The sequence below is a fragment of the Chryseobacterium sp. S0630 genome (genome assembly GCF_024158915.1).
Classification (GTDB): Bacteria; Bacteroidota; Bacteroidia; order Flavobacteriales; family Weeksellaceae; genus Chryseobacterium.
In genome coordinates this window covers 1-25,920 of the sequence record NZ_JAMZGF010000038.1, presented here as the reverse complement: position 1 = coordinate 25,920, position 25,920 = coordinate 1, and the positions used below count along the sequence as shown (strand labels likewise).

15 protein-coding genes are annotated in these 25,920 nt (G+C 37.4%); 7 read left to right on the top strand and 8 right to left on the bottom strand.

Going from position 1 to position 25,920, the window contains the following annotated elements; all coding sequences use genetic code 11:
• Positions 1-102 precede the first annotated feature (102 nt).
• A complete protein-coding gene (locus NK356_RS16045; protein ID WP_253317447.1) occupies positions 103-2,466 on the top strand; it encodes a patatin-like phospholipase family protein in 2,364 nt (787 codons plus the stop codon).
• Between the two features lie 110 nt (positions 2,467-2,576).
• On the opposite strand, the gene NK356_RS16040 is transcribed toward NK356_RS16045, so the two are convergent.
• The 8 genes from NK356_RS16040 to NK356_RS16005 form a co-directional block, all read right to left on the bottom strand.
• Positions 2,577-3,656 carry a cytochrome-c peroxidase gene (locus NK356_RS16040; RefSeq protein WP_253317455.1) on the bottom strand — a complete coding sequence of 360 codons (1,080 nt, stop codon included), beginning with the start codon at positions 3,654-3,656 and terminating at the stop codon, positions 2,577-2,579.
• 67 nt (positions 3,657-3,723) lie between these two features.
• Positions 3,724-5,238 carry a DUF6850 family outer membrane beta-barrel protein gene (locus NK356_RS16035; RefSeq protein WP_253317446.1) on the bottom strand — a complete coding sequence of 505 codons (1,515 nt, stop codon included), beginning with the start codon at positions 5,236-5,238 and terminating at the stop codon, positions 3,724-3,726.
• A 1-nt stretch (position 5,239) separates the two neighbouring features.
• The gene (locus tag NK356_RS16030) at positions 5,240-6,460 is read right to left on the bottom strand and encodes a DUF4876 domain-containing protein (RefSeq protein WP_034698463.1); all 1,221 of its coding nucleotides are present in this window, start codon (positions 6,458-6,460) and stop codon (positions 5,240-5,242) included.
• A 21-nt stretch (positions 6,461-6,481) separates the two neighbouring features.
• Entirely contained in the window at positions 6,482-9,277 is a 2,796-nt protein-coding gene (locus tag NK356_RS16025; protein WP_253317445.1) for a TonB-dependent siderophore receptor, read from the bottom strand.
• 301 nt (positions 9,278-9,578) lie between these two features.
• Positions 9,579-11,537, bottom strand: a complete 1,959-nt coding sequence (locus NK356_RS16020) for a T9SS type A sorting domain-containing protein (protein ID WP_253317444.1) — start codon at positions 11,535-11,537, stop codon at positions 9,579-9,581.
• Positions 11,538-11,696: 159 nt separating this feature from the next.
• The gene (locus tag NK356_RS16015) at positions 11,697-12,875 is read right to left on the bottom strand and encodes an acyl-CoA dehydrogenase family protein (RefSeq protein ID WP_034698448.1); all 1,179 of its coding nucleotides are present in this window, start codon (positions 12,873-12,875) and stop codon (positions 11,697-11,699) included.
• Positions 12,876-13,003: 128 nt separating this feature from the next.
• Complete coding sequence (locus tag NK356_RS16010; RefSeq protein ID WP_051934549.1) at positions 13,004-13,792, bottom strand: NUDIX domain-containing protein; 789 nt, start codon at positions 13,790-13,792, stop codon at positions 13,004-13,006.
• A gap of 16 nt (positions 13,793-13,808) precedes the next feature.
• Positions 13,809-14,993, bottom strand: a complete 1,185-nt coding sequence (locus tag NK356_RS16005; RefSeq protein WP_253317443.1) for a sugar MFS transporter — start codon at positions 14,991-14,993, stop codon at positions 13,809-13,811.
• Positions 14,994-15,169: 176 nt separating this feature from the next.
• Between NK356_RS16005 and NK356_RS16000 the strand changes: the two genes are divergently transcribed.
• The 6 genes from NK356_RS16000 to NK356_RS15975 all read left to right on the top strand — a co-directional run bounded on the left by NK356_RS16000 (position 15,170) and on the right by NK356_RS15975 (position 25,696).
• The gene (locus tag NK356_RS16000) at positions 15,170-18,091 is read left to right on the top strand and encodes a TonB-dependent receptor (protein WP_253317442.1); all 2,922 of its coding nucleotides are present in this window, start codon (positions 15,170-15,172) and stop codon (positions 18,089-18,091) included.
• An 11-nt stretch (positions 18,092-18,102) separates the two neighbouring features.
• The gene (locus NK356_RS15995) at positions 18,103-19,662 is read left to right on the top strand and encodes a RagB/SusD family nutrient uptake outer membrane protein (protein ID WP_253317441.1); all 1,560 of its coding nucleotides are present in this window, start codon (positions 18,103-18,105) and stop codon (positions 19,660-19,662) included.
• Positions 19,663-19,665: 3 nt separating this feature from the next.
• Positions 19,666-21,090 (top strand): glycoside hydrolase family 30 beta sandwich domain-containing protein, encoded by a 1,425-nt coding sequence (locus NK356_RS15990; protein WP_253317440.1) that lies wholly within the window; start codon positions 19,666-19,668, stop codon positions 21,088-21,090.
• Positions 21,091-21,099: 9 nt separating this feature from the next.
• On the top strand, positions 21,100-23,322 hold the full coding sequence (gene bglX / locus NK356_RS15985; protein ID WP_253317439.1) for a beta-glucosidase BglX: 2,223 nt from the start codon (positions 21,100-21,102) through the stop codon (positions 23,320-23,322).
• 83 nt (positions 23,323-23,405) lie between these two features.
• Positions 23,406-24,215, top strand: coding sequence for a family 16 glycosylhydrolase (locus NK356_RS15980; RefSeq protein WP_034698438.1), 810 nt, complete (start codon positions 23,406-23,408; stop codon positions 24,213-24,215).
• A gap of 41 nt (positions 24,216-24,256) precedes the next feature.
• Positions 24,257-25,696: a glycoside hydrolase family 30 beta sandwich domain-containing protein gene (locus NK356_RS15975; RefSeq protein ID WP_034698435.1), complete on the top strand. Its 1,440-nt coding sequence runs from the start codon at positions 24,257-24,259 to the stop codon at positions 25,694-25,696.
• Positions 25,697-25,920 lie beyond the last annotated feature (224 nt).

Here is a 25,920-nt window from a genome sequence, read left to right as displayed (position 1 = left end):
TTTACTTCGTAGAATAGTCAATTAAGCAGGTAACTTTTTGTGTATCTTTACTACTTATTAAAAACTTTTAAAAGTTTAAATCAGATACATTAAGCAGCACCAATGAAAAAGATCCTGATATTTTTAGCTATTGCTTTTTCTCTTATTATCAAATCTCAGCAAAAGAATGATTCTCTGAATATTGCCCTTCAGAATGTAACCAAAGACACAAAATTTGGGCTTGCTCTTAGTGGTGGAGGTGCAAAGGGATTTGCCCATATCGGAATTCTCAAGATGATTGATTCATTGGGAATAAAAGTAGATTATATCACTGGAACCAGTATGGGAGGTATTCTGGGAGGTTTATATGCAATGGGATATAATGCAGATCAACTGAAACATACGATCTATAAAATGGATTGGAACAGGATTCTGAGCAATAAAATCCCTTACAATAAAGTTAATATCAGTGAAAAAGACGAATACGACAAATATATTCTTGAATTTCCTGTAGTGAAAGGATTTCCAACTCTTCCGAGTTCTTATATTGAAGGGCAGTACATGGGAGAGGTTCTTAATACACTTACTTTCAATGCAAAACATATCAACGATTTCAGCAAACTGAGGATTCCCGTGCAGCTTACTTCTTCCGATATTGAAAACGGAGGTCTTGTAATGCAGAAAGAAGGATCATTACCGTTGGCTATTCGTTCCACACTGGCCATTCCTGCCGCTTTTGCTCCTGTTTATATTGATGGAAAACTTTTGGTAGATGGCGGTTTGGACCGTAATTATCCAGCCAATGAGGTGCGTGAGATGGGTGCTGATTTTGTTATTGGTGGATATACGGGTTTCAGGCTTTTTACGAAAAAGGAGATTGAAAACCCGATGAAGATGATTTATCAGACTCATGCCATCCGTTCGGTGGAGGATTTTAAGCATCAAAAAGAACTCTCTAATATTCTCGTAGATTTTGTAGATCCTTTGGGAGAAATTACAACGAAGGATTTTGCCAGATACAGAAAGATTATCAAAATAGGAGAGGTTGAAGCCAGAAAGCACCTGCCTGAGTTTGTAGCTCTTGCAGAGGCGCAGCGAAAAGCCGGAATTACGTATGAGCATACGATGATTGAAGAGGTGAAACTGCCTACCACAAAATTCACTTTTAACGAAGAAGACGGAACGCCTATTACTGATGCAGCTGAAATTGAAGTACTGAAAAAGCAGATGGGACTTACGGAAGGGAAGTATTACGATGCAAAAACGATTAATGAAGCCATAGACCGTGTATTTGGAATGCGTCAGTACGTTAAGGTGTATTATACCTACACCAATGTAAACGATGGTCTTGTGATGAATGTATTTGTGAAAAGAGCGAAAAAAGGGGCGTTTAAACTCGCGCTGCACTATGATACGGAACAGTCCGTAGGGATTATTATCAATTATACCTACAGAAATATTCTTCTGAACCGATCAAGATTTCTGGCAACAGTGGATATTTCCGAACGTTTCAAAGCTAAACTTGCTTATCAGCAGTTTCTGGATAGTGGGGAGCGTTTATGGTTGGATCTTGAGGCGAAGATGGTTCATCTTAAAAGTAACGACCTGAACTTCAGATTATATGATATCAGTGAGGATGGCGGCGACCGTTTTCCTAACCATATGTACCGTAATATAACCGGAAAGATTGCGCTGAATTATAATATCAATCCCAATGCTTATCTATCTCTGGGAACGGAATTCAGTACGGAAAGAATGTATAGTTTACTGGATAAGGTAGATCAGTCGAAAGTAGATAATTACAGCAAGAAGCTGTATAACCACAGTAATTTCAACACTTTCCTGAAGTTTGAACAGAACAATCTTAATAAAAGATATTTTACTACAAAAGGGAATCATCTGCAGGTGAGTACGAGATTTTATTACGGAGATCGCTATGAACTTTATGATCTGAATACCGTGCAGCCTCTCCTGTATCTGATCCTTAACCCGAAAGAATCTTACTATTCTGAGCCTAAAAACCTTGTTTCATTCACATTGAATGAGAACTTTTTCTATCCCATCACAAGAAGACTGACCGTAAAAGCGAATGTGTTTCTAGGAACGAGTTTCGGTTCCAAGAAAGAAGATAAAGTTCCGTATTTGTTCCTGAATCAGAAATATAACCTGGGAGGTAGCGAATATAATTATGATCTGCTAAGCCCTGAATTCAACGGTCTTCGCCAAAAAGAACTTCCGATGACTTCAGTAGCTAAGGCTGCAATATCATTTCAGTACAGAATTATGAAAAAGCTCTATCTAACTCCTTCGTTCAGCTATGGAAAGGTGAGTGAAGAGTTTTCTCCTTTTAATGACAGTTTTGATATGTTTGGGTATGGATTGAACCTTGGCTACGAATCCCTGATTGGTCCTATCAGCATGAATATTTCCCGAAACAGTCAGCTTGATTTTTCAAGGATCTATTTCAGTATTGGCTTCAAATTTTAAAGAATAATTAAAATCATTTTGGAAGATATTAAAAATCCTTTTATCTAAAGTGCTTGTTTAGATAAAAGGATTTACTGTTTTAGGATCAATTATTTATTCTGTATTTATATCTATTTTCTTGGGATTTCCGGTCTTGGCATTTTGTAATAGCTTCCGGACATACTTTTTAAAAATGCAACAATGGCATCTATTTCCTGCTCATTCAGATGTAAAGGTTTTATCAGATGATCTGTGACCGGAAAATTAGGATCAGCCTTCTTTTCTTCCGGAGTAGGGTTAATCATCTGCATGCCGCTGTTGTATAAACTGACAACACCATGCATGTCATCCATCAGTCCGTTATGCATCCATGGAGCAGTGTAATCAAGATCTCTCAGCGAAGGGGTTTTAAATTTACCGGTATCATCAGAATTCTTGGTGATATGATAGAGACCCAGATCCTCATATTCCCGTTTGTAATAGGTAAGCCCTATGTTGTGAAAAGATTCGTCTGTAAGATTTTTTCCGTAGTGACAGTTCATGCATCTGGCTTTGGTACGGAATAGATGCATCCCGTAGATTTCCTTATCACTCATGGCTTTATAATCGCCTTTAATGAACTTATCAAGTTTGCTGGGCTGGCTTCTGATTGTCCTTTGGAAAGTAGACAGAGCTTTGGCGATTTTATCAAATGTAATCTTATCAGTTTGATAGACTTCTTTGAAAAGCTTCTTGTATTCTTTAAACTTTGAAAGTTTTCCGGCCAGCTTTTCCGGCTTCATATTCATTTCGTTATGAGCAGAAATAGGCCCTACAAGCTGTTCTTCCAATGTTTTAGCTCTTCCATCCCAGAAATAGGATTGGCGATCCGCAATATTGAAAAGCGACTGTGTATTTCTTTTCCCCTGCAAATGATCAGTTCCCAATGCTACTTCCTGACCGTCTGCCCAGCCCAGTTCAGGGTTGTGACAGCTGCTGCAGGATACCTGGCTGGATTGTGACAGTTTGGGATCAAAAAACAGTTTTTTTCCAAGCATTACTTCGGGTAATTCCTGTGTATCATAATAATTGGAATCCCATTCTATGGCCTCAAATTCTTTCCAGTTCACCTCTGCATCCACTGTAGGTTTGGGCCAGTATTGTACAGGCCTTTTATATTGTTCTATAGTTTCTCCATAGTCTACTTTGTATTGTTGAAGAGTATGCTGCATAAAGAATAGAGCAATTCCTCCAAGAACAACGAATAATTTAATATCTGAAAATTTTATCATCATGTGTTTAAAATATACTTCCTATACTGATAGCAAACAAAGTATTGCTGCCATTGTTAAAATTACTGTAGATTATCTTAGCTCCTACAAAAGCATTTTTCACGACAGGGAAGTTGAAATGAAAGTGAATATCAAGTTTTGCCTGCCAGAAATCCGAAGACTGAAAGGCATAATTTTCCTGAAGCATCGTATTGATGGAAGGCTTTCCGGAATTGTTGAAAAGCGCATCTTTTTGATAGACACTGGTAGCTGAAAGTCCGGCTACAACAGACAATGTCTGTAGATTTCCGAAAGTTTTCAACCACTGATAATCCGCTCCATACATAAGCTTACTTAATTCTATTCTTGATAGTGGACTGCTGTACTTTTCTTTTTCCTGAACCCATCCAAAGAAGGGAAGCAAAGACAATTTTGTCTTTTCATTGCCCATCTGTATAAGTCCTTTGAAAATAATAGTACTGATCTTATGGTTGTATTTTTCCACACTTCCAATCTGGATATAATTTCTCGAGTTCTCATTAAGGAAAAGGTTTTCAGTTCCTTTTCTTTCCGTACTGTTTCCTTCTGCAGAAATTCCCCAGACTGTATTCCCTGAATCAAAGAATTTTCCGGCTGAAAAGGTAAGCTGCTGTTCATCAATTTTTGAGGCATTCAGATCTGCATATTCTGTCAATAATTTATCAAGATTAAACTTTTTAAGACCTATATTCAGATACCAGTATCTATTGTCTGCTTCAAAGATCTGTAAACCTCCTCCGTAAGACCAGCCTTCGTAATAGGCCTGACGAAGTTTTCCGGAAAGCAATTCATTGTAATTTCCCAGTCCGCTCATATTATAAATCATAGGATATCCCTGATTGCTGACAAAGCTCAGATAATGTTTTTGAGTATATTTTTCAGCATTTACATAAGCTCCAACTCTGAACTTCTCCAGAATCAGTTTGTCAGCTCCCATTGCCAAAGAAAAATGAGCCGCTGTATTTTTCGGTCGCGGATCTATATCTCTGTAACTCAATGTTGCCTGATAGCTTCCTGCAATTCCTAAAGTGTAAGTATCTATTTTTCTGGAATATCCTCCTGAAAAGCTATAGTTTTCAAATTTCATATCACCACCCACACTGTCCGCTGCTACATAAGGATAGATGAGATCATAATCTGAATTTTCATTCCATACCACCTGCTTATTTTTCCCTTGTGTGTAAGAAGCATTTCCCCAAACTGATGTTTTATCATTGAGCTTCTGTAAGCTGTACACTTCCGCACCCCATAAGTTTTTTCCTTTTCCTTTTTGTTGCAGGTGGTTGGGAGTGTTGCTTTTTTCTGTCAATACATTAAAAATTGTACTGCTGTACTTCCTCGCCCCGGAATAACTGGCCGGATTAATGGTAATACTGTTTTTAATAAGCCTTTCAAAACTATATTCTTCACGTACTTTCTCTTTGATAGTATCATTGATCTGGGCATACATTCTTATCCCTGAAAAGGAGCTGAGCAGGATAGATATGGAAAGAAAATATTTCATTTTAATTAAATAAAGATGGCTTTACACCATGTTCAAAGTCTGTTGTGGAGTTGTTGGTATCTTTAAGGATATTTTTACCATCTATTGTTTTTCCTGTCACTTTTCTGCGGACAGCTTTTCCGAAACGGTTTTTATCTCCGTCAAAAGTAGTTACAGAAGTCCATCCCATATCCAAAGAAGGTGAGGTTACCAGCCATTGGAAAGAATCCTGTACACTTAAATTAACAGCATCTGTAATCCATTCATTGGGGATTTTAACAGCGGTTCCGTCCATAGGATATACATCACCGTTAATGGTAAGGTTATAAGTGTAAGTATAAGAGTTTTGAGCAACCAATGCTTCATTAGTTATTCCCTGTGGCATACGTGCCAATGCATAAGCGTAATATCCTTGGGTATGAATCACCATTTTTTCAAAAACATTCACCATTTTCGGAACGGAAGGATTGTCGATATCATCTGAGTCTTCCTTGAAAATCTGGAAGTTGGCATTGGAAAGATTAATGGAAGAAGGGTTGAAATTTTTATGATTAATAGCGTCTTCTGCAATAATAATGGATTCTCCAGCTTTTACGGGATACATGGTTCCATTTCCCGGAATTCTGATGATGGCACCCGCAGATAGAGTAGTTCCCATAATATTAGGGCTGTAATCCTGTTTTTCATTGGTCATAAAGCTGGATTGTATTAACAGCATACCATCTGCATATAAGGTCTTATCTGTATTATTGGTAATTTTAAAATACTGATCACCAAAATACATGGCTCCCTCTGGTGTTTTTGTTCCGGTAAAGAAGACCTCTTCTAAGATCAGATCGCTGCTGTTCCCTGATTTCAAAGAAAGATCCAGCGTTTTGTTGGTTTCATTACCATTGATAACGATTCCGTTCTGTACACCGGCAACTTTAGCTTCTACCGATCCGGAGTTGTCACCATATACAATGCTTCCTTCCGCAGTAATGTTATACGTTCCTGAAGGAAGAACAACCTGCAAAATGTTGGTGTTTTTAAGTTCCTGAGTAATAGTAAATCCTGAGTTTAGCTCTTTGAAACTGATCGAAAGGTTTTTATATTCTTTAACCTGAATATTGTCAGGAACTACTTTAAGTTCCAGCTTTAAGGAGGTTTTTGCTTCCGGAGCTTCATTTGAATCCGAAGAACAGGCTGTAATGGCAAAAGCTGCACACAATACGAACAGTGTTCTTAATACATGTTTTAACATAATTTATTGAATTGAAATTGTTTATAAATTGAAATTGATTTCCATTCCGAAGTAGGGATCATAAGCTCCTTTTCTGTTGATGGTAAATCCGTTGATGTTGTAGGGTGTATAATAACTGAATAATCGGTTGGCAAACATAGAGACCACAACTGCTTTATTTCTGAAGCTTTTGGTCACTTTCAGATTGAGATTCATTTCCATAGGTCTTCTTGTGCTATTGTATAAATCCTCATTCTGAGCAATGATCAGACTTTCCAGAATAGTTCCTTTTACTGAATCCGGGTTATAGGGAAGAACAGTACCATTCTGGTCCACATAATGACTTGGAATACCGCTCATAGGAAGAATTTGCCTTGTAGAATACCAGGAAAACTGGAATGATGATGAAAAAACAAGATCCAGACGGGGAATATAAGTATCCAGCATCAGATTGGTATTCAAAACCTCATTCACCGAATTGGGTTCCATCCCTTCATACAATCCAAGATAAGGATAAGGTCTTCCGTTGATCAGTAAATCTCTTCCTCTGTATACGGGCAGACTGTTTCCATATTTTGTTCGGAACCAGGCTCCGTTTAAAGTAAATCTTGTATTGATCACAGGAATTCTGTTGGAAGAATATTGAAATTCAATCCCTTCTTTGTCCACTTTGCTACCATTTCGCTGAGTCGTATAGAGAAAGTTTTCACTCACTGTCTGGTAGGGAAGTGTATTCACATCCGGTGGAGAAGTAATGGCATCATGATTCAGTCCTGAAGTATCATATTTTTTATACTGATACAGAGCATATTCATTCATAGAACGGAATGCATTACGCATATTTTCTTTGAAAACCGTCACAGACAGCTGATGTGCTCCCAGACTGAAATCAACTCTTGCTTCAAGTTTTTCATTCATAGCCGGTTCTATATCCGGATTCTGTGGATTGTAAATCAGTGTTTTATAATTGATTCTTCTGTAGTCTGGATTGTTGTGGAAATAATTAAGCTGCTGAATGTCTTTATAAATAAGTTCCGGATACAGAAGATTGAGATCCGGAAACAGGCTTTGTTTTCCATATCCTAATGTAAGTGCTACAGTTGCTTTCTTATCCATCAAGTCAAAAGAGGGAAGTTCCCACTGAAAATTGGCTCTGGGATCGGCATACCACTTTCCGTTCATTTTGAAGGAAGAAGGAAGATTCATCATGGTGTTTCCTCTGAGTCCTACAGCCAATGTAAGCTTGTGTTGACCTGCATTTAAAGAATTGATAGATTCCAGAAACAGGGCAGAAGTCATATAAGCAGGAATATCACGATACGCACGCGGTCTGAAGGTTGCCTTAGGATCTATAGGTCTGTAGATGTCAAATAATTGTCCTTTTCCCCAGTTTTTACTCATTTGCCAGTCGAATCCGGCATTGAACTCATGCGTCATCGATTGAGATTTAAGCTGAAAATTATTAATCATTTTGACAAAAAGATCAAGAGGCTTTCCATCTACTGTATAATTTGAAATGTAGCGTGCTTCAGGGTAGTAGCCATCGTATTCTCCTTCGATTCTGGATAGGGGAAAGGCCGTTGCATTTTCAAGCTGGATAAACTTGGTTTGTTTTATTTTGTCAAATCTTTGGTTAACCGTTGCCTGAATTTCTGTGGAACGGTAGAACGATGGTTCGTTTTTAATGTAATTGAATACATTGGAAAGACTCAGGAAATGAGTATTCACTTCATAAGAATTCAGTTCAGACAAATCGATATCCGGATCAGATTTTGAACCATCCAGAGAACCTGTATAACTGAGATTACTTTGCCATTTTGCCGTTCCATGATCATATTTTTTTTCTTTAATGATACCAAGATGGGCGGTGATTCTTTTATAGCTTTCCAATCGGTCTCTTGGGTCGGTCTTTGCATTCAGATAATCCAGACCTGTATTGATTTTCAGATCTTTTTCTTTGTTTTCAAAACCTTTGCTCACAGCAAATAGCTTACTGTAGCCATCTGCTTTAAATCTTGCTTTCCATCTTGTATAGCCGGATTTGTTGGTGATTTTTACAATTCCTGAGATAAGATTTCCATAGACTACAGAAGGAATTCCACGAAGAACTTCCACGCTTTCAATCTGATCTGTAGAAATGGTTCGCATATCTACACCACTATTTACAGTAAGCCTTCGCTTCAGTCCGTTATTGGTTTTGTCTAAAAAATCATAGGAATACTGAAGATTGGCATTAGAATTTAAAGGAGCACCATCCACTAAAAATGTAGTTCCCATGGAAGAAGTATTGTAATCAGTACCAGGCCTGCCGGTTTCACGGAGACTGATTTTGTTGGCCTGATTAAGAACCGGATCATTGGATCTTCCGCCGGGAAGAAGCTCCAGAAGATCAGAAAAACTTGAAGGCTGCAAATGCTGCATTGCCCGCTGGTTAATGATGGAAGAAGAGGTAAGCCCTTTTCCTTCTTTGGCGGTAATCACTACTTCTTCAATGGTATTCAATTTCTCCTGAAATAGTAGGGTGAAAGTTTCAGTTTTTGTCACAGAAATTTTACCGGAATACCTCTGAACACCATTTTTCCAGGCTTCTGTTTTATATTTTCCGGGAATCAATGAAATTACTGCTATTCCTTTTTCATTTGTAGAAACTGAATAGGAATTTTCTTCGTTGTAGATCTTGATTTCAGAGTCATTTATTAAGTTTGAATCAAGACTTTTTATTTCAAAAGTGATGGTGAATTGTAGGTTTTGTGCCTTTACGGCTGTCATCGTAATGATAAAAATAAGAAAACTGAAAAATCGAAGCCTCAAAGGAAAGCGGGAGTCATGATGTACCATCTAGCATTATTCTTTCGGCAAAAGTAGCGTCCTCAATGTAAGTTTGCTAATTTTATTTAGAATAATTCAAAATAAATGACAAGAATCATTTATGTTATTTTAATATAATTTTTGCTAAAAGTTTAAAATATGTATCGTAAAATGATAGTTAATAATGGATTGTGTAATTTTAAGTATTTTAAAATGAAATTTATCTCCAATTATTTTTAGTGGAGTTATTGTAATTGCTCATCCATAAAAAAGCACTTCATTGCTGAAGTGCCAAAATTAACTTGAAATGAGATATGAAGAGTGATTGTTTTTACAGTTTTATTTTTTTGCTGATGGTTTTTCCATTAGAAAGTGTGACTTGTACAAGATATACTCCTGATTCTAAGTTTCTGGATTCAAACACTGGTTTATTAACTTCCTGTTGAACGATCAGAGCACCGGAAATGCTGTAAATACTAATGTTTTTAATATCATTGCCGGATTTAGCTACAATTTGTTGTCTTTGAGTGTAAATATCAGTGTTATTTTCTGATGATATTGTTCCTCCAACCGCTTTACTGAACTGAAGATTGTAGTAAGGAGTAACAACCTCAAACGTATAGTTTTTGTTTTCCAGCTCCTGAATATTGATTCCTCCGGATTCACGATATTGTTTTTGCGAAATACTTTTGATCAATGTTTTATTTTCATCAAAAATATTCACAGCAGTAAGTTCTTCCTGATCTACTTTTAATTGCAAAACGGATGCATTCACAGATTGTACAATTTCGTTTTCGGTAACTTCCTGAGGCGTGTTTTTGATGTATGGAATTATTTTATTTTCATTGTTTTCTGATACTTTCAATAAATAAACTCCGTCTTTTAAAGTTGATAAATTTTGGTTGCTGGCTGTTCTGCTCTGTGCTTTTTCTTTATTGAAATCTGTAATTTCAATAAGCTGCATGTTACCTAAATCTGGTTTTATCTGTGAGGATAAAAGGGTAGGCTTGTCAGAAGTTTTCTCTGTCGATTGCTTACCGAAGATTGATCCTGCAATAGCCCATTCATTAAGAAGTCCGCCGCTCCTCAAAGTATTGAACTTGGCATTAGATGCTAAGGTGAACGGTAGAATTCCTCCCACATGGCCCAGTGGTCCCCAGTAAAAAGAATCCAGTTTATACTTATTCAGGTCCCACCATGGGTAATATCCACGCTGAACATCAATAGTTTTAGAAGTATTTTCAGGTGGAATAGTTAAATCTACGGTAGAATGCCCTAATGTCATTGGAGTTTTATTGTACCAGTCATACACATCTTTAGGTTTCATGCATAATCTTAACTTGTTATTAGGATTGTTGGTGACATCATTTACAAAGTTGGTGGTAAAGAGCTTTCTCCATATTACAGGCCCCCACAAAAGTCCTCCGTTATCCTGAACGACGTGATAGTTGTATTTGTCAAGATATTCTGCAGAAATAACTTCTGAAATGTCATTATTATAGGTTTTATAACCTGTATTGTTGCAGGTATGAAGTACATTGGCCAGGAATGAGGTGAAAGGGTAGATATCTTTTTCAAGGACTCCTTTATTTAACGTGACTCCGGAGAAATCATAAGGTCCGTCTCCCATGTAGGCATATTTGAATTTTATATTATTGGGATTTGAAATACTTAATCTTTTTAATGTAGACATCGCCGCATGAGCGCCTTGAGAATATCCGGCTAAGAAATATTCGTCATAACGTTTAATATTCAGCTGTGCCAATACTTTATTCGCTGCGGTTATAAAATCTATGGTAGCACCAGCCTCTGTGGCATAATCTACATAAGGGTGAACGCCATCTCCAGTTCCCATCCCTACGTAGTCGGGAGCCATCAAAATATATCCGTTGAGTACATAAGATAATTCAACAACAAATCCTGCGGTTAAAGCCCCTTTAAAATTAGACGGAACATTATTTCTGCTGTCTGTTGTTCCATGATCGGATACTACTGTTGAGAGTTTGAAGGGTACGTTTGGGTACATCAATAATCCTGTAGCTTTTACAAGAACATTGTTTTCATTTTTGGTGTAATAGGTGATTTTGTAACCTTTCAGCCCAAGATTGAAGCTGTTCAGGTAGTTGGCAAATTCCGGAGCATTCTGATCACCAAGATTACTGGCGATAAAATTGATGACTCCTTGTGGTGTTAAATCCAGTTTCTGTTCGGCACTTACAACATCACCAGCCTGTTGGGCAAAGTAAAATGGTGCGGTAAGACTTAATAAAAAAATCGTAATTTTTCTCATATTGTTTGTTTTTGTGTGGTATTAAAGTAATAATTTTAATAAAATCACAAAAACTTTAGAGTATTAATAATTATTCATTGAATATCAATTCTCCGCAAAGTGAGTAAAATAAAAGAGTCTGACCATTGGCCAGACTCTTTATTTATATTTTTATCTTTTTTAGAAAGCGTTGATTCCTGTAATATCCAATCCGGTGATTAGTAAGTGAACATCATGCGTTCCTTCATAAGTAATTACAGATTCAAGGTTTGCAGCGTGTCTCATCATCGGGAATTCACCCATGATTCCCATACCTCCAAGGATCTGTCTGGATTCTCTGGCAATTTCAATAGCCATATGTACGTTGTTACGTTTAGCCATAGAGATCTGAGCAGGAGTTGCTTTGTGGGCATTTTTAAGATTTCCTAGCTGAAGACAAAGTAACTGAGCTTTTGTAATCTCTGTCAGGAATTCAGCCAGTTTTTTCTGCTGAAGCTGGTAAGAACCAATTGGTTTTCCAAACTGTTTTCTTTCTTTAGAATATTGAACAGCAGTACAGTGGCAGTCAATAGCAGCACCAATTACTCCCCATGAAATTCCATATCTTGCAGAGTTCAGACATGATAGAGGTCCTTTTAATCCTGTTACTCCTGGAAGAAGGTTTTCTTTCGGAACTTTTACATCATTAAATACCAGCTCTCCGGTTTTGGAAGCTCTTAAGCTCCATTTATTGTGAGTTTCTGGAGTGGTGAAACCTTCCATTCCTCTTTCAACGATTAATCCCTGCACTTTTCCTTCCTCATTTTTTGCCCATACTACAGCGATGTCGCATAAAGGAGAGTTGGTGATCCACATTTTCGCCCCATTTAAAAGATAATGATCGCCCATATCTTTAAAATAAGTTTCCATTGAACCTGGGTCAGAACCATGGTTAGGCTCAGTCAATCCAAAAGATCCAATCATTTCTCCGGCAGCAAGCTTTGGAAGATATTTCTTTTTCTGTTCCTCAGAACCGAATTCGTTAATAGGGAACATCACCAATGAACTCTGTACCGAAGCTGCAGAACGTACTGCAGAATCTCCTCTTTCCAACTCCTGCATAATCAGACCATAAGAAATCTGGTCTAATCCTGAACCGCCATACTCAACCGGAATATAAGGTCCCAGTGCTCCGATTTTTCCCAATTCTCTCATAAGATTAGGAATATCTGTATGATTTTGAGCGGCCTGATCTATCTGCGGCATTACAAAACTTTCCACCCAGTCTCTTACAGATTGGCGGATTAGTTTATGTTCTTCAGTAAGTAAAGCATCAATTCCATAATAATCAGGGATGCTTGTAAGAGGATAATATGACATGATTTTTTGATTTGGTTAAAAGTAACATTTTTCGTGATGTCTTGAAAATTTTTTTAAAAACTTGTTTTACTATTGATTTTCAGAGGGCTACTGCTACTTTGTTTATGATTTTAATTAAATTTATATTTTTATGACTCCTCATCATTAGAGATAGGATACTGATTGGTAGAATTATGAACTTCAGTTTTAAATTTATACAGATAAGGAGCTTTATTGGCCGAGCCGTCATACAGTTTTTCCATTCTGTCCAGAATATTTAAACTTAAAATTTTTCGCTGAAAATTATTTCTTCTGAATTTCTGTCCTAAAATAGTTTCATAAAGAGCCTGAAGATCTTTCATAGTAAATTTCTCCGGAAGAAGATTACTTGCTGCAACCTCTGTATTGATATTCATTCTCAGATATTCAAGACCTGTCTCTATAATTCTGTCATGGTCGAAGGCCATTTTAGGAAGATTGTTTACTTCAAACCATTCACAGCTTTCATTGAAAGCATCAGGGAAAGTGTCCGTTAGTGAAAAATCGATAAGGCTGCAGTATCCTACTGTAACGAACCGCTGGAAAATCCAGTGATCTTCAGGAACGGTTATTCCTTTATTTTTAAGGAGAATCTGATGTACATTGTTCTCTGTACGGTCTATTCTTCCGAAGGTATGAAATTGTTTCAAAAATAATCCTTTAAGATGTGTTCTTTCAAACAATACCCTTTCAGCAGCTTCTCTAAGGTCTTCGTCATTGAAAACAAAACCACCTGGAAGTGACCATAGATCCAGATCATGATATTTTAAAAGCAAAACTTTCAGAATGTTATTATGAAAGCCGAATATGGTGCAGTCAACAGAAATATGCGCTACGAAATCTTTCGTGTCAATGAGTTCCTGTAGCGTTTCTTTACTTTTTGTGTCTTTGATTTTCATGGCAGTAAAAATAAAACTATTTTCTATTTGTGACAGTAAAATATACAAAACTAATCACAAATAGCAGAATTACAGAAGATAAGATGTATAATGGATAATAATTTAACAATTGTTTTTCAAACAAAACAGCCATAATAATAGAGCTTACAGAGCTACCCAGGGAAGAAAATATAACAATAAGGGAGGTGAAAAGATTAATCTTATCTTTATCCACCTGAGCAATCATTCTTGAATTGATCACGGGGTAGAGGGGTGAAAGAAACAAGCCAATAACCGGAAATAAAAAAAGTAAGAACCTGGAATCTTCAGAGTCAAAGTACTGTATGCCCAGTATAATGATCAGTAAGGTGATAGTCAAAGTCATACAAGTAATATAATACCTGGGTAATGAAAACCTTTTGATAATATTGGCAGTAACTGTTCTTCCGGCATAAGAAAAAATGGATAGAAATGATGTGGCCTGAAGTGCAAAAAATGAATTGACCTTCAGATGGTTTTTATAAAAAGAAGGAAGCCATGAATTGAATCCTTGTTCCACGAAGACGATAAAAAAGACTACTCCTAAAAACAAAGCTACTGCTGGTGCGGTAAACCCTGATAGTTCTGAGAGGATACTCTTGCTTTCCATAGGCTTGGACTCTACTATTTCTATCTTCGAAAGCAGAAAAATAGTCAACACAGATAATAAAGCAATCAATAAGAACCCAAACTTCCAGAATTCCGAATACTGGCTGGAGATTACCCATCCAAAACCGGTATTTACTACGAAAATTCCGATCATAAAAGAGGCTTCTACATTATTCATGGTCTTCGCCAGGGATTTTTCATCCGAAATATTATTCCTTATAATCCCAAAAACACAGATTTTTCCAATCGCGAAGCAGGCTCCTATAATGGCAAACCACAATTTATAAAACCAGAAAACCTTTACAAAAGGAAGAAGGCAGGAACAGAATCCAACAATGGCCAGAGCCAGAATCAATGCTTTTTTAGGACCAGTTTTGTTGATAAAGCTCACTGCAAAAAGCGAAATAAAAGCAATAGGTAGATCTTTAAAAGATTCTAAAAGACCCAGTTCTCCATAGGTGATTTTCTCTTCTGACAATTGCAGAATCACCAATCCCATACAGTTCAAAACCATTGAAAAAATGAGAAAGGTAAGTTTTAATGGAAGGGAAATTTTGGATGGCTTGACGATCATTTTGGGAGATAACTTTATTAATTTTTTATGATATTTTATGAAATATTGATGCGAAGATAGGGCTTCTAACCCTGAAAAATAAAAGAAAAATTAAAATATTTATGAATAGAATGTTAATTAATTAAAAAAAAATATATTTTTATTGTCTCAATTTGAGAATTAAACAATAACTGTATATGAATGTAAGAATATCAAGAAGCGTAGGAGTGGTTGCCGTCCTCTATTTTACGGCCAACTTCAGTGCCCAGACCACCAAGGCGAAGGACACACTTGCGAAAGAAAACAAAATAGACGAAGTGGTAGTCATCGGTTATGGAACTCAGAAAAAGAGTAACGTAACAGGAGCTATTGCGAGTATTAAAGCCAGCGACATAGAAAATATTCCGTCTGGTAAGCCGGAACAGGTTTTACAGGGAAGAGCTGCCGGGGTTTCTGTAGTGACCAATTCAGGACAACCTGGTGCTGCTGCTACAGTACGTGTAAGAGGAATTACCAGTTTTGGAGCGGGAAGTAACAGTCCGTTATGGGTAGTAGACGGTATTGTGGTGGATAATATCGGATGGCTTAACCAGTCTGATATAGAAAGTATTGAAGTACTAAAAGATGGAGCTTCATCTGCAATCTATGGCGTTTCTGCGGCAAAAGGAGTAATTCTGGTGACTACTAAAAAAGGAAAAAAAGGAAAACTGACTCTTTCTTACAATGGCTTCTATGGTTTTTCAAATGCTTCCAAAAAACTGGATCTTCTGGATGCTACGCAGTATGCTAAAATTATCAATGAGGGTTTTGTAAATGATGGAGGAACTCCCAGATTTACCAATCCGGAATCATTTGGAAAAGGAACCAACTGGCAGGATGCTATTTTCGGAACAGGTGAAAAATCCTCACACGAAGTAAGCATTACAGGTGGTAATGAAAAATCAACATACTACACATCATTCGGATATTTTGATCAGTCTGGGATTGTAATGAGCGATATTTCTTACTACAAGAGAATCAACGCGAGATTCAACTCAACCCATAAAGTTACGGATTACCTAACCATAGGGCAAACCTTTGCCTATACCCATGTGAAATCTCAGGGAGTAAGTGCAAACGAAGAATTTGGAGGGCCTTTAGCTTCAGCTGTTAACCTGGATCCTATCACGCCGGTTGTCGTGACAGATTGGTCAATGGTAGATTCGAACGGTTATAGTAATCCTTATATCATCCGTGATTCTGAGGGACGACCTTACGGAATTTCCCCATATGTAAATAACGAGATGACCAATCCGCAGGCTTTCCGTCACATACAGCAAGGCAATTATAATTGGTCTGATGATTTTGTGGGGAATGTTTTTGCAGAGCTTAAGTTTCTTGATCACTTCACTTTCAAAACAAGTTTAAATGGTAAGAAATCCTATTGGGGAAGCCGCTCCTTTACACCGAAATATTATTTAAGCCCAAATTTTAATAATACCGGTTTTAACAGTCTGAATAAGGTGGACGAAAATAAGTTTGAATGGAGCATGGAAAATACATTGACCTATCAGAATAAGTTTGGTGATCACAACATCAATATTATGGTTGGGCAGGGTGTTTACCGATACAACATTGCGGGCGGTGCCAGTTTGACCTACAGTAATCTTCCTATTGATAACTGGCAGGATGCTTCCTTCAACTTTGATATTCCCAGGGAAAATATTACAGCAAAAGGATGGGATGGGATCGAGACCCGAAAAGCATCTTATTTTGGTAGAATCATTTATGATTACGCAGATAAATACTTATTTACAGGAACAATCCGTAGAGATGGTTCTTCAAAATTTGCTACCAATCAACACTGGGGAACTTTCCCATCTATGTCATTAGGGTGGAATGTTCATAAAGAAAACTTCTGGCCAGAGAATAATGTCGTTAATAATTTAAAATTAAGAGGAGGTTACGGAGTGTTAGGGAATGACGAAATGGATAACTTCAGATTTGCAAGTTTCATGGTTTCCGGTAGCAATTATACCAACTCCAGTAATAATATTATCATTGGGTATGCAAAAAGTACTCTGGAAAACCCTAATTTGAAGTGGGAACAGACAAGCCAGCTGAATATTGCTGCAGATTTGAAATTATTCAACAATTTTACCCTTACAGCAGACTGGTACAAAAAGAAAACAACCGATATTCTTAGACAAATCAATATACCAGGTTATGTAGGAGTTCCTGTTTCACCTTGGGCAAATGTAGGAGATATGGAAAACTCAGGTGTTGAACTTGAATTAGGCTACAAGAAAAATTGGGAGGATTTCAGCATTTCGGTTAATGGTAACTTCGCAACTATAAAGAACAAAGTTCTTAGATTGGAGGATGATATTGAATACTTCAATCTGGCTTCTTTCCAGACTATGGGAGCGGTATCCAGAGTAGCAGTAGGGCAGCCCTACGGATCATTTTATGGTCAGACCTATAGTGGGGTTTTCCAGAATCAGGCACAAATTGACAATTATGTAAATGCTAATGGTGTAAAATTATTACCCGATGCAAAACCTGGGGACTTTATCTGGCAGGATAATAATGGAGATGGTAAAATTGACGACAATGATAAAGTAAACTTAGGAAGCTCTATACCAAAATATACTTTTGGACTTACTGTGAATATGAGCTATAAGAATTTTGATCTGATGATGTTTGCGCAAGGACAGGCTGGTAACAAGATTTTTCAGGGGTTAAGAAGATTAGATATTCCTGATGCGAATTACCAAACAAGAATCCTAGACAGATGGACAGGTGAAGGATCTACCAATGATAATCCAAGACTTACCCGCAATGATTCTAACCACAACTATTCATGGATGTCTAACTACTACCTTCAGAAAGGAGATTATGTGCGTCTGAAAATTGTTCAGCTAGGATATACCATTCCTCAGGATGTTACAAAACGCTTTGGAATGAGCAAGGTAAGACTGTACATCACAGGAGAAAACCTGGTTACTTTTACAAAGTATACAGGATATGATCCGGAAATTGCAGGAAGAAATAATTCTGAACAGGACATTATCGGTGTAGACAGGGCTTACTATCCACAAGCCAGAACATTCCTTATAGGAGCTAATATTCAATTTTAATGACCAACAAAATGAAAAATAAGAATTTAATATATAAAGGACTTGCCGTAGCATTACTGACAGGTCTGAGTTTTACCAATATCGGTTGTAGTGATTCCTATCTGGATGATGTAAAGAATTCAGGATCTTTTAATACAGATTTGTATTTTCAGAATGAGCAGCAGTCTTTCAGTGCATTGATTTCCGTATATGATCCTTTAAGAAAATATTCGGCTGGATTTGAAAATACCGTTACTTTCTTTAATGCAGGGTCTGATGATTTTTATTCCGGTGGGGGAAATTCCAATGACGGAGCGGGTATTCAGGGAATGAATAACTATATGATCAATGCCAATACAATGCCTGCCAGCTACTGGAGGGATTACTATCAGGGAGTTGCACGGGCTAATCTTTTGATAGAAAGAGTTCCGGGGGCAAATATGAATGAGGACCTTAAAAAAAGATATATTGCAGAAGCTAAAGTTCTTCGTTCTTTATATTATTTTGAATTACTAAGAATGTTTGGAAATATTCCTTTGATTCTTAATACAATAAAGTTTGATGATAATTATTGGAACGTTCCACAGGCCAAGCCAAGTGATGTTTATACACAGATAGAAAGCGATATCGTTGCAGCTATTCCAGACCTCATGATGACACCAAGTATCAGTGATAAGGGGAGAATAACGCAGGGAACGGCCAGAGCTATACTAGGTAAAATTTATCTTTATGATAAAAAAATGCCCCAGGCCGCCGCACAATTTGCTGAAGTAAATGGTACGCCAGGAGGAACCAGTCAGTATGGCTACAAACTTGTGGCAAATTATGCTGATTTATTTAAAGTTGCCTTGGAAACTGACCAGGATCCAAATAAATATAAATTCTTATCAGAATCTATCCTTGAAGTAATGCATACCAATAAAGGAAGCTCTGACTGGGGATTCTGGGGGCAGGGAAAAGACGAAGGAAACTCTATCAACGTAATGGTAGGACCTCGTTCTTATTCATTAAAAAATATCCTGAATAATAATGCACCTGATATTTATTCAGGCTGGGCATTTAATACCGTAACAGAGAACTTTGTCACTTTTATGCAGGATGATCCAAGACTGAACGTTACAGTTTTCAATGCAAAAAAACTAGTGACAGAGGGTAAGGTTACTTATGCTCCTGCTTTTGCAGATACCGGATACTTCCTCAACAAGTATTTACCTACAAACGCCTTAAAAACATCACTTCCAGGGCCTCCTGAGCTTAATTTCAGACAAAATTATATTGCAATAAGATTAGCAGATACTTATCTGATGGAAGCTGAAGCTTTAGGTGCTTCAGGAGCAAGAGCTCAGGCTTTATTAGATGCAGTAAGAGCAAGAGTCGGTTTAGCATCAGTTCCTGTTTCTTTACAGGCTATTAAAGATGAAAGAAGAAGAGAGCTTGCAGGAGAAGGGCACAGATGGTTCGACCTTGTAAGATGGGGAGATGCTCCATCAGTACTTGCATTCAAAGGGTTTAAGGCCAATAAAAATGAAATTCTTCCCATTCCGTTCAACGAATTGCCGAATACAGCTTTAAAACAAAATCCTGGTTACTAAAATATGAAGTTTCACAACTTATATAGTTTCTTTAGAGGTGCCGCACTACTTAGTGGTGTGGCCCTTTTTCCTTTATCATGTACCTTAGTGGCTTCCAATAAAGGAAACGAAGTACAGTACTGGCTTACAAAAGGTGATGCAAGTGTAAAATTACAGCAGCAGACTTCCGTTAAATTTGTAAATAATGCCAACAGCTTTCAGAATATTGAAATTGATGACTCTCAAAAGTTTCAATATGTTGACGGCTTTGGCTATACATTAACAGGAGGAAGTGTTGAGGTAATCAACCGGTTGTCGCCTTCCAAAAGAAAAGCACTGCTTCACGAACTTTTTGGAAAAAATAAGAATTCGATCTCCATCAGTTATTTAAGATTAAGCATAGGCGCATCTGATCTTGATGGTGAAGTGTTTTCATATGATGATCTTCCTGAAGGGCAGACTGATCCTTCGCTTTCAAAATTCAGTCTTGCAAAAGACAAAGCTTTGATTGGTATGCTGAAAGAGATTCTGGCGATCAATCCTTCTATTAAAATTATTGCTGCTCCATGGTCTGCTCCGGTTTGGATGAAGGACAATGGAAAGTCAAAAGGAGGAAGTTTAAAACCTGAATTCTATGGAACATACGCTCAATATTTTGTAAAATACATCCAGGGAATGAAAAAAGAAGGCATCACCATTGATGCTGTAACTCCTCAGAATGAACCTTTACATCCTGGAAATAACCCAAGTTTGTATATGCCGTCTGAACAACAGGGAAACTTTATTAAGAACCATCTTGGTCCGGTTTTTAAAGCCAACGGAATCACTACTAAAATTGTTGTATATGATCACAATTGCAACAAACCTGAATATGCGATCAATATTTTAAAAGATTCTGAAGCCAATCAGTACATAGACGGATCTGCTTTTCATTTGTATGAAGGAGATATCTCTGCATTAAGTACAGTACATGATGCTTTCCCTGATAAAAACTTATATTTTACCGAGCAGTGGACAGGTTCAAAAGGAACTTTTACCGAAGATCTGAACTGGCATACGAAAAATGTAATCATAGGTTCCATGAGAAACTGGAGTAAAACAGCTCTGGAATGGAATCTTGCCAACGATCCGAAATTTGCCCCTCATACAGATGGTGGATGTACAGAATGTAAAGGAGCTATAACCGTTTCCGACAGTGAGAATTTCACCAGAAATGTGTCCTATTATATTATTGCACACGCTTCAAAATTTATCCCTGCAGGTTCTCAGCGCATCGCTTCCACGCAGACGGATCAACTTTCAACAGCTGCTTTTAAGACTCAATTTGGGAAAATAGTTTTAATTGTACAGAACGATAATCAGGCAGATGAGAATTTTAATATTAAATTTGCCGGCAAAACTGCTGCAGTAACAATTTCAGGACGTTCTACAGCAACCTATATTTTTTAATTTTATACTATGAAAAGAGTTTATTTCTTACTGGCATTTTCTGCATTGGGATTGAATGCTTACGGACAAAAGACCATTGATCAGAAAGTAGCAGAGCTATTGTCTAAAATGACTTTGGAAGAAAAAGTTGGGCAGATGGTTCAATACAGTGGTTTTGAATATGCCACAGGACCACAGCACTCCAATTCGGCTGCTGTTTTAGAAGAAATTAAAAAAGGAAAGGTAGGTTCCATGCTGAATGTAGCAGGTTCTGAAGAAACCAGAGCTTTCCAGAAACTGGCTATGCAGTCAAGGCTGAAAATTCCTTTATTGTTCGGGCAGGACGTTATCCATGGCTATCGTACCACATTCCCTGTCAATCTTGGACAGGCAGCAAGTTGGGATCTGGCTATGATAGAAAGATCAGAAAGGATTGCAGCAACGGAAGCAGCAGCCTACGGTATTCACTGGACGTTTGCGCCAATGGTGGATATTGCCAGAGATCCTAGATGGGGAAGAGTAATGGAAGGTTCAGGAGAAGATACTTATCTTGGAACAAAAATAGGTTTAGCAAGAATTAAAGGATTTCAGGGCCGAGGCTTGGGAAGTCTTGATGCCGTAATGGCCTGTGCAAAACACTTTGCAGCCTACGGAGCAGCTGTAGGCGGAAGAGATTACAATTCTGTAGATATGAGTCTCAGACAATTGAATGAAACTTATCTTCCCCCATTCAAAGCTGCAGCAGAAGCAGGAGTGGCCACTTTCATGAATTCTTTCAATGATATTAACGGAATTCCTGCAACAGCCAATCAATATATTCAGAGAAACCTTTTAAAAGGAAAATGGAATTATAAAGGCTTTGTCGTTTCAGACTGGGGAAGCATCGGAGAAATGGTTCCTCACGGTTATGCTAAAGATGGTACTGAGGCAGCCGAAAAAGCAATACAGGGTGGAAGTGATATGGACATGGAAAGCCGTGTGTATATGGCAGAACTTCCCAAATTGGTTAAAGAAGGAAAAGTAGATCCTAAACTGGTAAATGATGCAACGGGAAGAATTTTAACCAAAAAATTTGAAATGGGACTTTTCGATGATCCTTACAGGTTCAGTAATGAGAAAAGACAGAAAGAACAGACCGATAATCAGGAAAACAGAAAATTCGGAAGAGAATTCGGTTCAAAAAGTATTGTTCTTCTTAAAAACCAGGGAAATATTCTTCCGCTTTCAAAAACTACAAAAACAGTTGCTCTGATTGGCCCTTTCGGTAAAGAAACGGTAGCTAATCATGGTTTCTGGTCTGTTGCGTTCAAAGATGATAATCAAAGAATCGTTTCACAATTTGACGGAATTAAAAACCAGCTGGATAAAAACTCTACTTTATTATATGCAAAAGGGTGCAATGTTGACGATCAGGATAAAAGTCAGTTTGCTGAAGCCATTGAAACGGCAAAAAAAGCTGATGTTGTCATTATGACATTGGGAGAAGGCCATGCGATGAGCGGAGAAGCTAAAAGCCGAAGTAATATTGGTTTTACCGGCGTTCAGGAAGATTTGTTAAAAGAAATTGCCAAAACAGGTAAACCCATCATTCTGATGATCAATGCCGGACGACCTTTGATTTTCAACTGGGCATCAGACAATATTCCTGCCATTATGTACACATGGTGGTTGGGAACAGAAGCAGGAAACTCTATTGCAGATGTGGTATTTGGCTCTGTAAATCCAGGTGGGAAACTTCCAATGACTTTTCCAAGAACTGTAGGTCAGATTCCTATGTATTACAATCATTATAATACAGGAAGACCGGCAAAAAATAATACAGACAGAAACTATGTTTCAGCCTATATAGATCTTGATAATGATCCAAAATACCCGTTTGGATATGGTTTAAGTTATACAGATTTTAAATATTCTGATATGGTTTTAAATTCCACAAACCTTACAGGAAATCAGACCTTGAATATCAGCGTTACTGTTTCCAATACAGGGAAATATGACGGGGAAGAAGTGGTACAGCTTTATATAAGAGATCTGTTTGGAAAAGTAGTAAGACCGATAAAAGAACTGAAAGGTTTCCAGAAAATATTTATCAAAAAAGGAGAAAGCAAAAAAGTTGATTTTAAATTGACACCGGAAGATTTGAAATTCTTTGATGATAATCTGAATTTTGACTGGGAAAGCGGAGAGTTTGATATTATGATCGGAACTGATTCTCAAAATGTTCAGACCAAAAGAATCACCTGGACAAAATAAATTCAATTCAATAGGACGGGTTTTAATCCGCTCATTAAAACGTCAGAAAAATGGCTTTAGCCAAAACTTAAAACCTAATACATATGAATCTCAAAGCTAAAAATCTGATCAGAATTTTTGCAACAGGAGCTTTCTTCCTTTCTGTATTCAATTGTGCTTCACACAAACCTGATTCCGGCAGGACACTGATTTGGAGTGATGAATTTAATGGCAAAGGGCTTCCGGATTCATTAAAATGGAATTATGATACCGGAGGAAGCGGATTTGGAAATGAAGAAGCTCAGTTTTATACCAAAAACAGACTTGAGAATGCCAGAATGGAGAAAGGAAATCTCATCATTGAAGCCAGAAAAGAAAACCGGGAAAACAGTAAGTATACCTCTGCGAGACTTTTAACCAAAGGAAAATTTGCCTTTCAATATGGAACAGTAGAAGTAAGAGCAAAGCTTCCCAAAGGTCGTGGAACCTGGCCTGCCATTTGGATGATGAGCGAAAATATGAAGAAATGGCCGGATGATGGTGAACTGGATATCATGGAACATGTGGGCTATCACCAAGGCTATATCCATGCTTCCGTTCATACCAAAAAATACAATCATATCCAGGGAACACAGAAAACAGATACATTGTTTGTAAAGGATGCAAGCGAAAAGTTCCATGTCTATAAAGCAGACTGGACTCCCGAAAAGATCGATGTTTATATAGATGATAAGAAATTTTTCACCTACGAAAATAAAGAGAGAAACAATGAAGCATGGCCTTTCGACAGACCTTACTTTATCATTTTAAATCTTGCCGTAGGAGGATTTTGGGGTGGAAAAGAAGGCATTGATGATGCGGTTTTTCCACAGAAGTATTATATAGATTACGTAAGAGTTTATCAAAATAAATAATGAAAATGAGGGCCGAATGGGTCCGGAAACAGAAAAAAATCATGAGAAAACTAATTGTAAGTTGTTTTGTAGTAGGCATTGCCATCAATATCAATGCTCAGAATTATTGGAAAAAAAATGCAGGAAAAACAGCTAAAGTGGTCCTTACCAACTCAAAAGCAAATGAGAAGATGGTGGATAAAGGAGCCGTTACATTTGAACAGTTCGGGCAGCCTAAAGAAACGGATGCCTGTATTTTTGTAGCTCCCCATTTTAAATATCAGAAACTGATAGGAATAGGAGGTGCTATTACAGACGCCTCCGCAGAAACTTTTTATAAAATGCCAAAGAATAAGCAGAAAGAAATTCTGGATGCTTATTTCGGAAAAAACGGATTGGGATACACAGTAGTTCGTACCAATATGAATTCCTGTGACTTTTCCAGTGATTCTTATACCTATGTAGAGGATAATGATACTTCGTTAAAGACCTTTAATGTGGCTCACGATGAAAAGTATAAAATCCCAATGATTAAAGAAGCTCAGAAAGCCATTGGTAATAATTTTACCTTTTATTTCTCTCCATGGAGCCCACCAGCATGGATGAAATCAAATAAAAGCTTGTATAAAGGCGGAAGATTGGAAAATCAGTACTACCAGACGTGGGCAGATTATTATATCAAATTCATCAAAGAATATGAAAAGAGAGGAATTAATATCTGGGGATTAACGGTGCAGAACGAACCCATGGCTACCCAAAGCTGGGAATCATGTATTTATACTGCCGAAGAAGAAGGAGAGTTCCTGAAAAAGAACCTTGGACCAACCCTTTGGAAAAACGGATATAAAGATAAAAAAGTAATGATCTGGGATCATAACAGAGACTTGATCTATCAGAGAGCAACGACTACTTTAAGTGATCCTGAAACCTCAAAATATGCCCATGGTATCGGTTATCACTGGTATGAAACATGGAATAACAAAACCCAACTTTTTGACAATTTAGCAGAAACACACAGAGCTTTTCCTGATAAATTCCTGGCTTTTACTGAGGGATGTAAAGAACAGTTCAATATGGATAAAATCTATGATGTAAGCCTGGGAGAACTGTACAGCAAAAATATGCTGAACGACTTCAACAAGGGAAATGCATTATGGACTGACTGGAATATTCTATTGGATGAAACCGGAGGACCCAATCACAAAGGAAATTTCTGCTTTGCCCCAATTATTGCTGATACTAAAACAGGAGAGGTATTCTATACCTATGAATACTATTATATAGGACATGTTTCAAAATATATCAAGCCGAATGCCCAGAGAATTGGAAGTTCTTCCAACAGAGCTGCCCTTACATCTTCTGCTTTTATAAATGAAAACGGACAGCTGGTAACCGTTATCATGAACGATTCGGACAATGATATTGAAACCAATCTATGGATAGAAGGAATGGCTGCTAAGCTGAATGCTCCTGCACACTCTATACAGACCGTAATTTTATAATTTCATATTAATTTAATATTATTTTTGACTGATCCGGCGGCCTCTTCGAGGCCGCCGGATTTACTTTTCCAAAATTAAAATAAAGGAGATTCACCGTGATTACAACAACAGCAAGAGACTGTCCAAAAAGTTTTGGCAGCCTCTTGTTTGTTATAAAGAAATAGAATTTAGGAGATTTTGAGGGTCATATAAATGTCTTGAATGAACCTTAGATCTGACACTTT

Excerpts from the sequence above, each read along its gene's own strand:
- NK356_RS16045 (WP_253317447.1), top strand. The coding sequence starts at position 103 with ATGAAAAAGATCCTGATATTTTTAGCTATTGCTTTTTCTCTTATTATC.
- NK356_RS16040 (WP_253317455.1), bottom strand. The coding sequence starts at position 3,656 with ATGCAGCATACTCTTCAACAATACAAAGTAGACTATGGAGAAACTATA.
- NK356_RS16035 (WP_253317446.1), bottom strand. The coding sequence starts at position 5,238 with ATGAAATATTTTCTTTCCATATCTATCCTGCTCAGCTCCTTTTCAGGG.
- NK356_RS16030 (WP_034698463.1), bottom strand. The coding sequence starts at position 6,460 with ATGTTAAAACATGTATTAAGAACACTGTTCGTATTGTGTGCAGCTTTT.
- NK356_RS16025 (WP_253317445.1), bottom strand. The coding sequence starts at position 9,277 with ATGGTACATCATGACTCCCGCTTTCCTTTGAGGCTTCGATTTTTCAGT.
- NK356_RS16020 (WP_253317444.1), bottom strand. The coding sequence starts at position 11,537 with ATGAGAAAAATTACGATTTTTTTATTAAGTCTTACCGCACCATTTTAC.
- NK356_RS16015 (WP_034698448.1), bottom strand. The coding sequence starts at position 12,875 with ATGTCATATTATCCTCTTACAAGCATCCCTGATTATTATGGAATTGAT.
- NK356_RS16010 (WP_051934549.1), bottom strand. The coding sequence starts at position 13,792 with ATGAAAATCAAAGACACAAAAAGTAAAGAAACGCTACAGGAACTCATT.
- NK356_RS16005 (WP_253317443.1), bottom strand. The coding sequence starts at position 14,993 with ATGATCGTCAAGCCATCCAAAATTTCCCTTCCATTAAAACTTACCTTT.
- NK356_RS16000 (WP_253317442.1), top strand. The coding sequence starts at position 15,170 with ATGAATGTAAGAATATCAAGAAGCGTAGGAGTGGTTGCCGTCCTCTAT.
- NK356_RS15995 (WP_253317441.1), top strand. The coding sequence starts at position 18,103 with ATGAAAAATAAGAATTTAATATATAAAGGACTTGCCGTAGCATTACTG.
- NK356_RS15990 (WP_253317440.1), top strand. The coding sequence starts at position 19,666 with ATGAAGTTTCACAACTTATATAGTTTCTTTAGAGGTGCCGCACTACTT.
- bglX (WP_253317439.1), top strand. The coding sequence starts at position 21,100 with ATGAAAAGAGTTTATTTCTTACTGGCATTTTCTGCATTGGGATTGAAT.
- NK356_RS15980 (WP_034698438.1), top strand. The coding sequence starts at position 23,406 with ATGAATCTCAAAGCTAAAAATCTGATCAGAATTTTTGCAACAGGAGCT.
- NK356_RS15975 (WP_034698435.1), top strand. The coding sequence starts at position 24,257 with ATGAGAAAACTAATTGTAAGTTGTTTTGTAGTAGGCATTGCCATCAAT.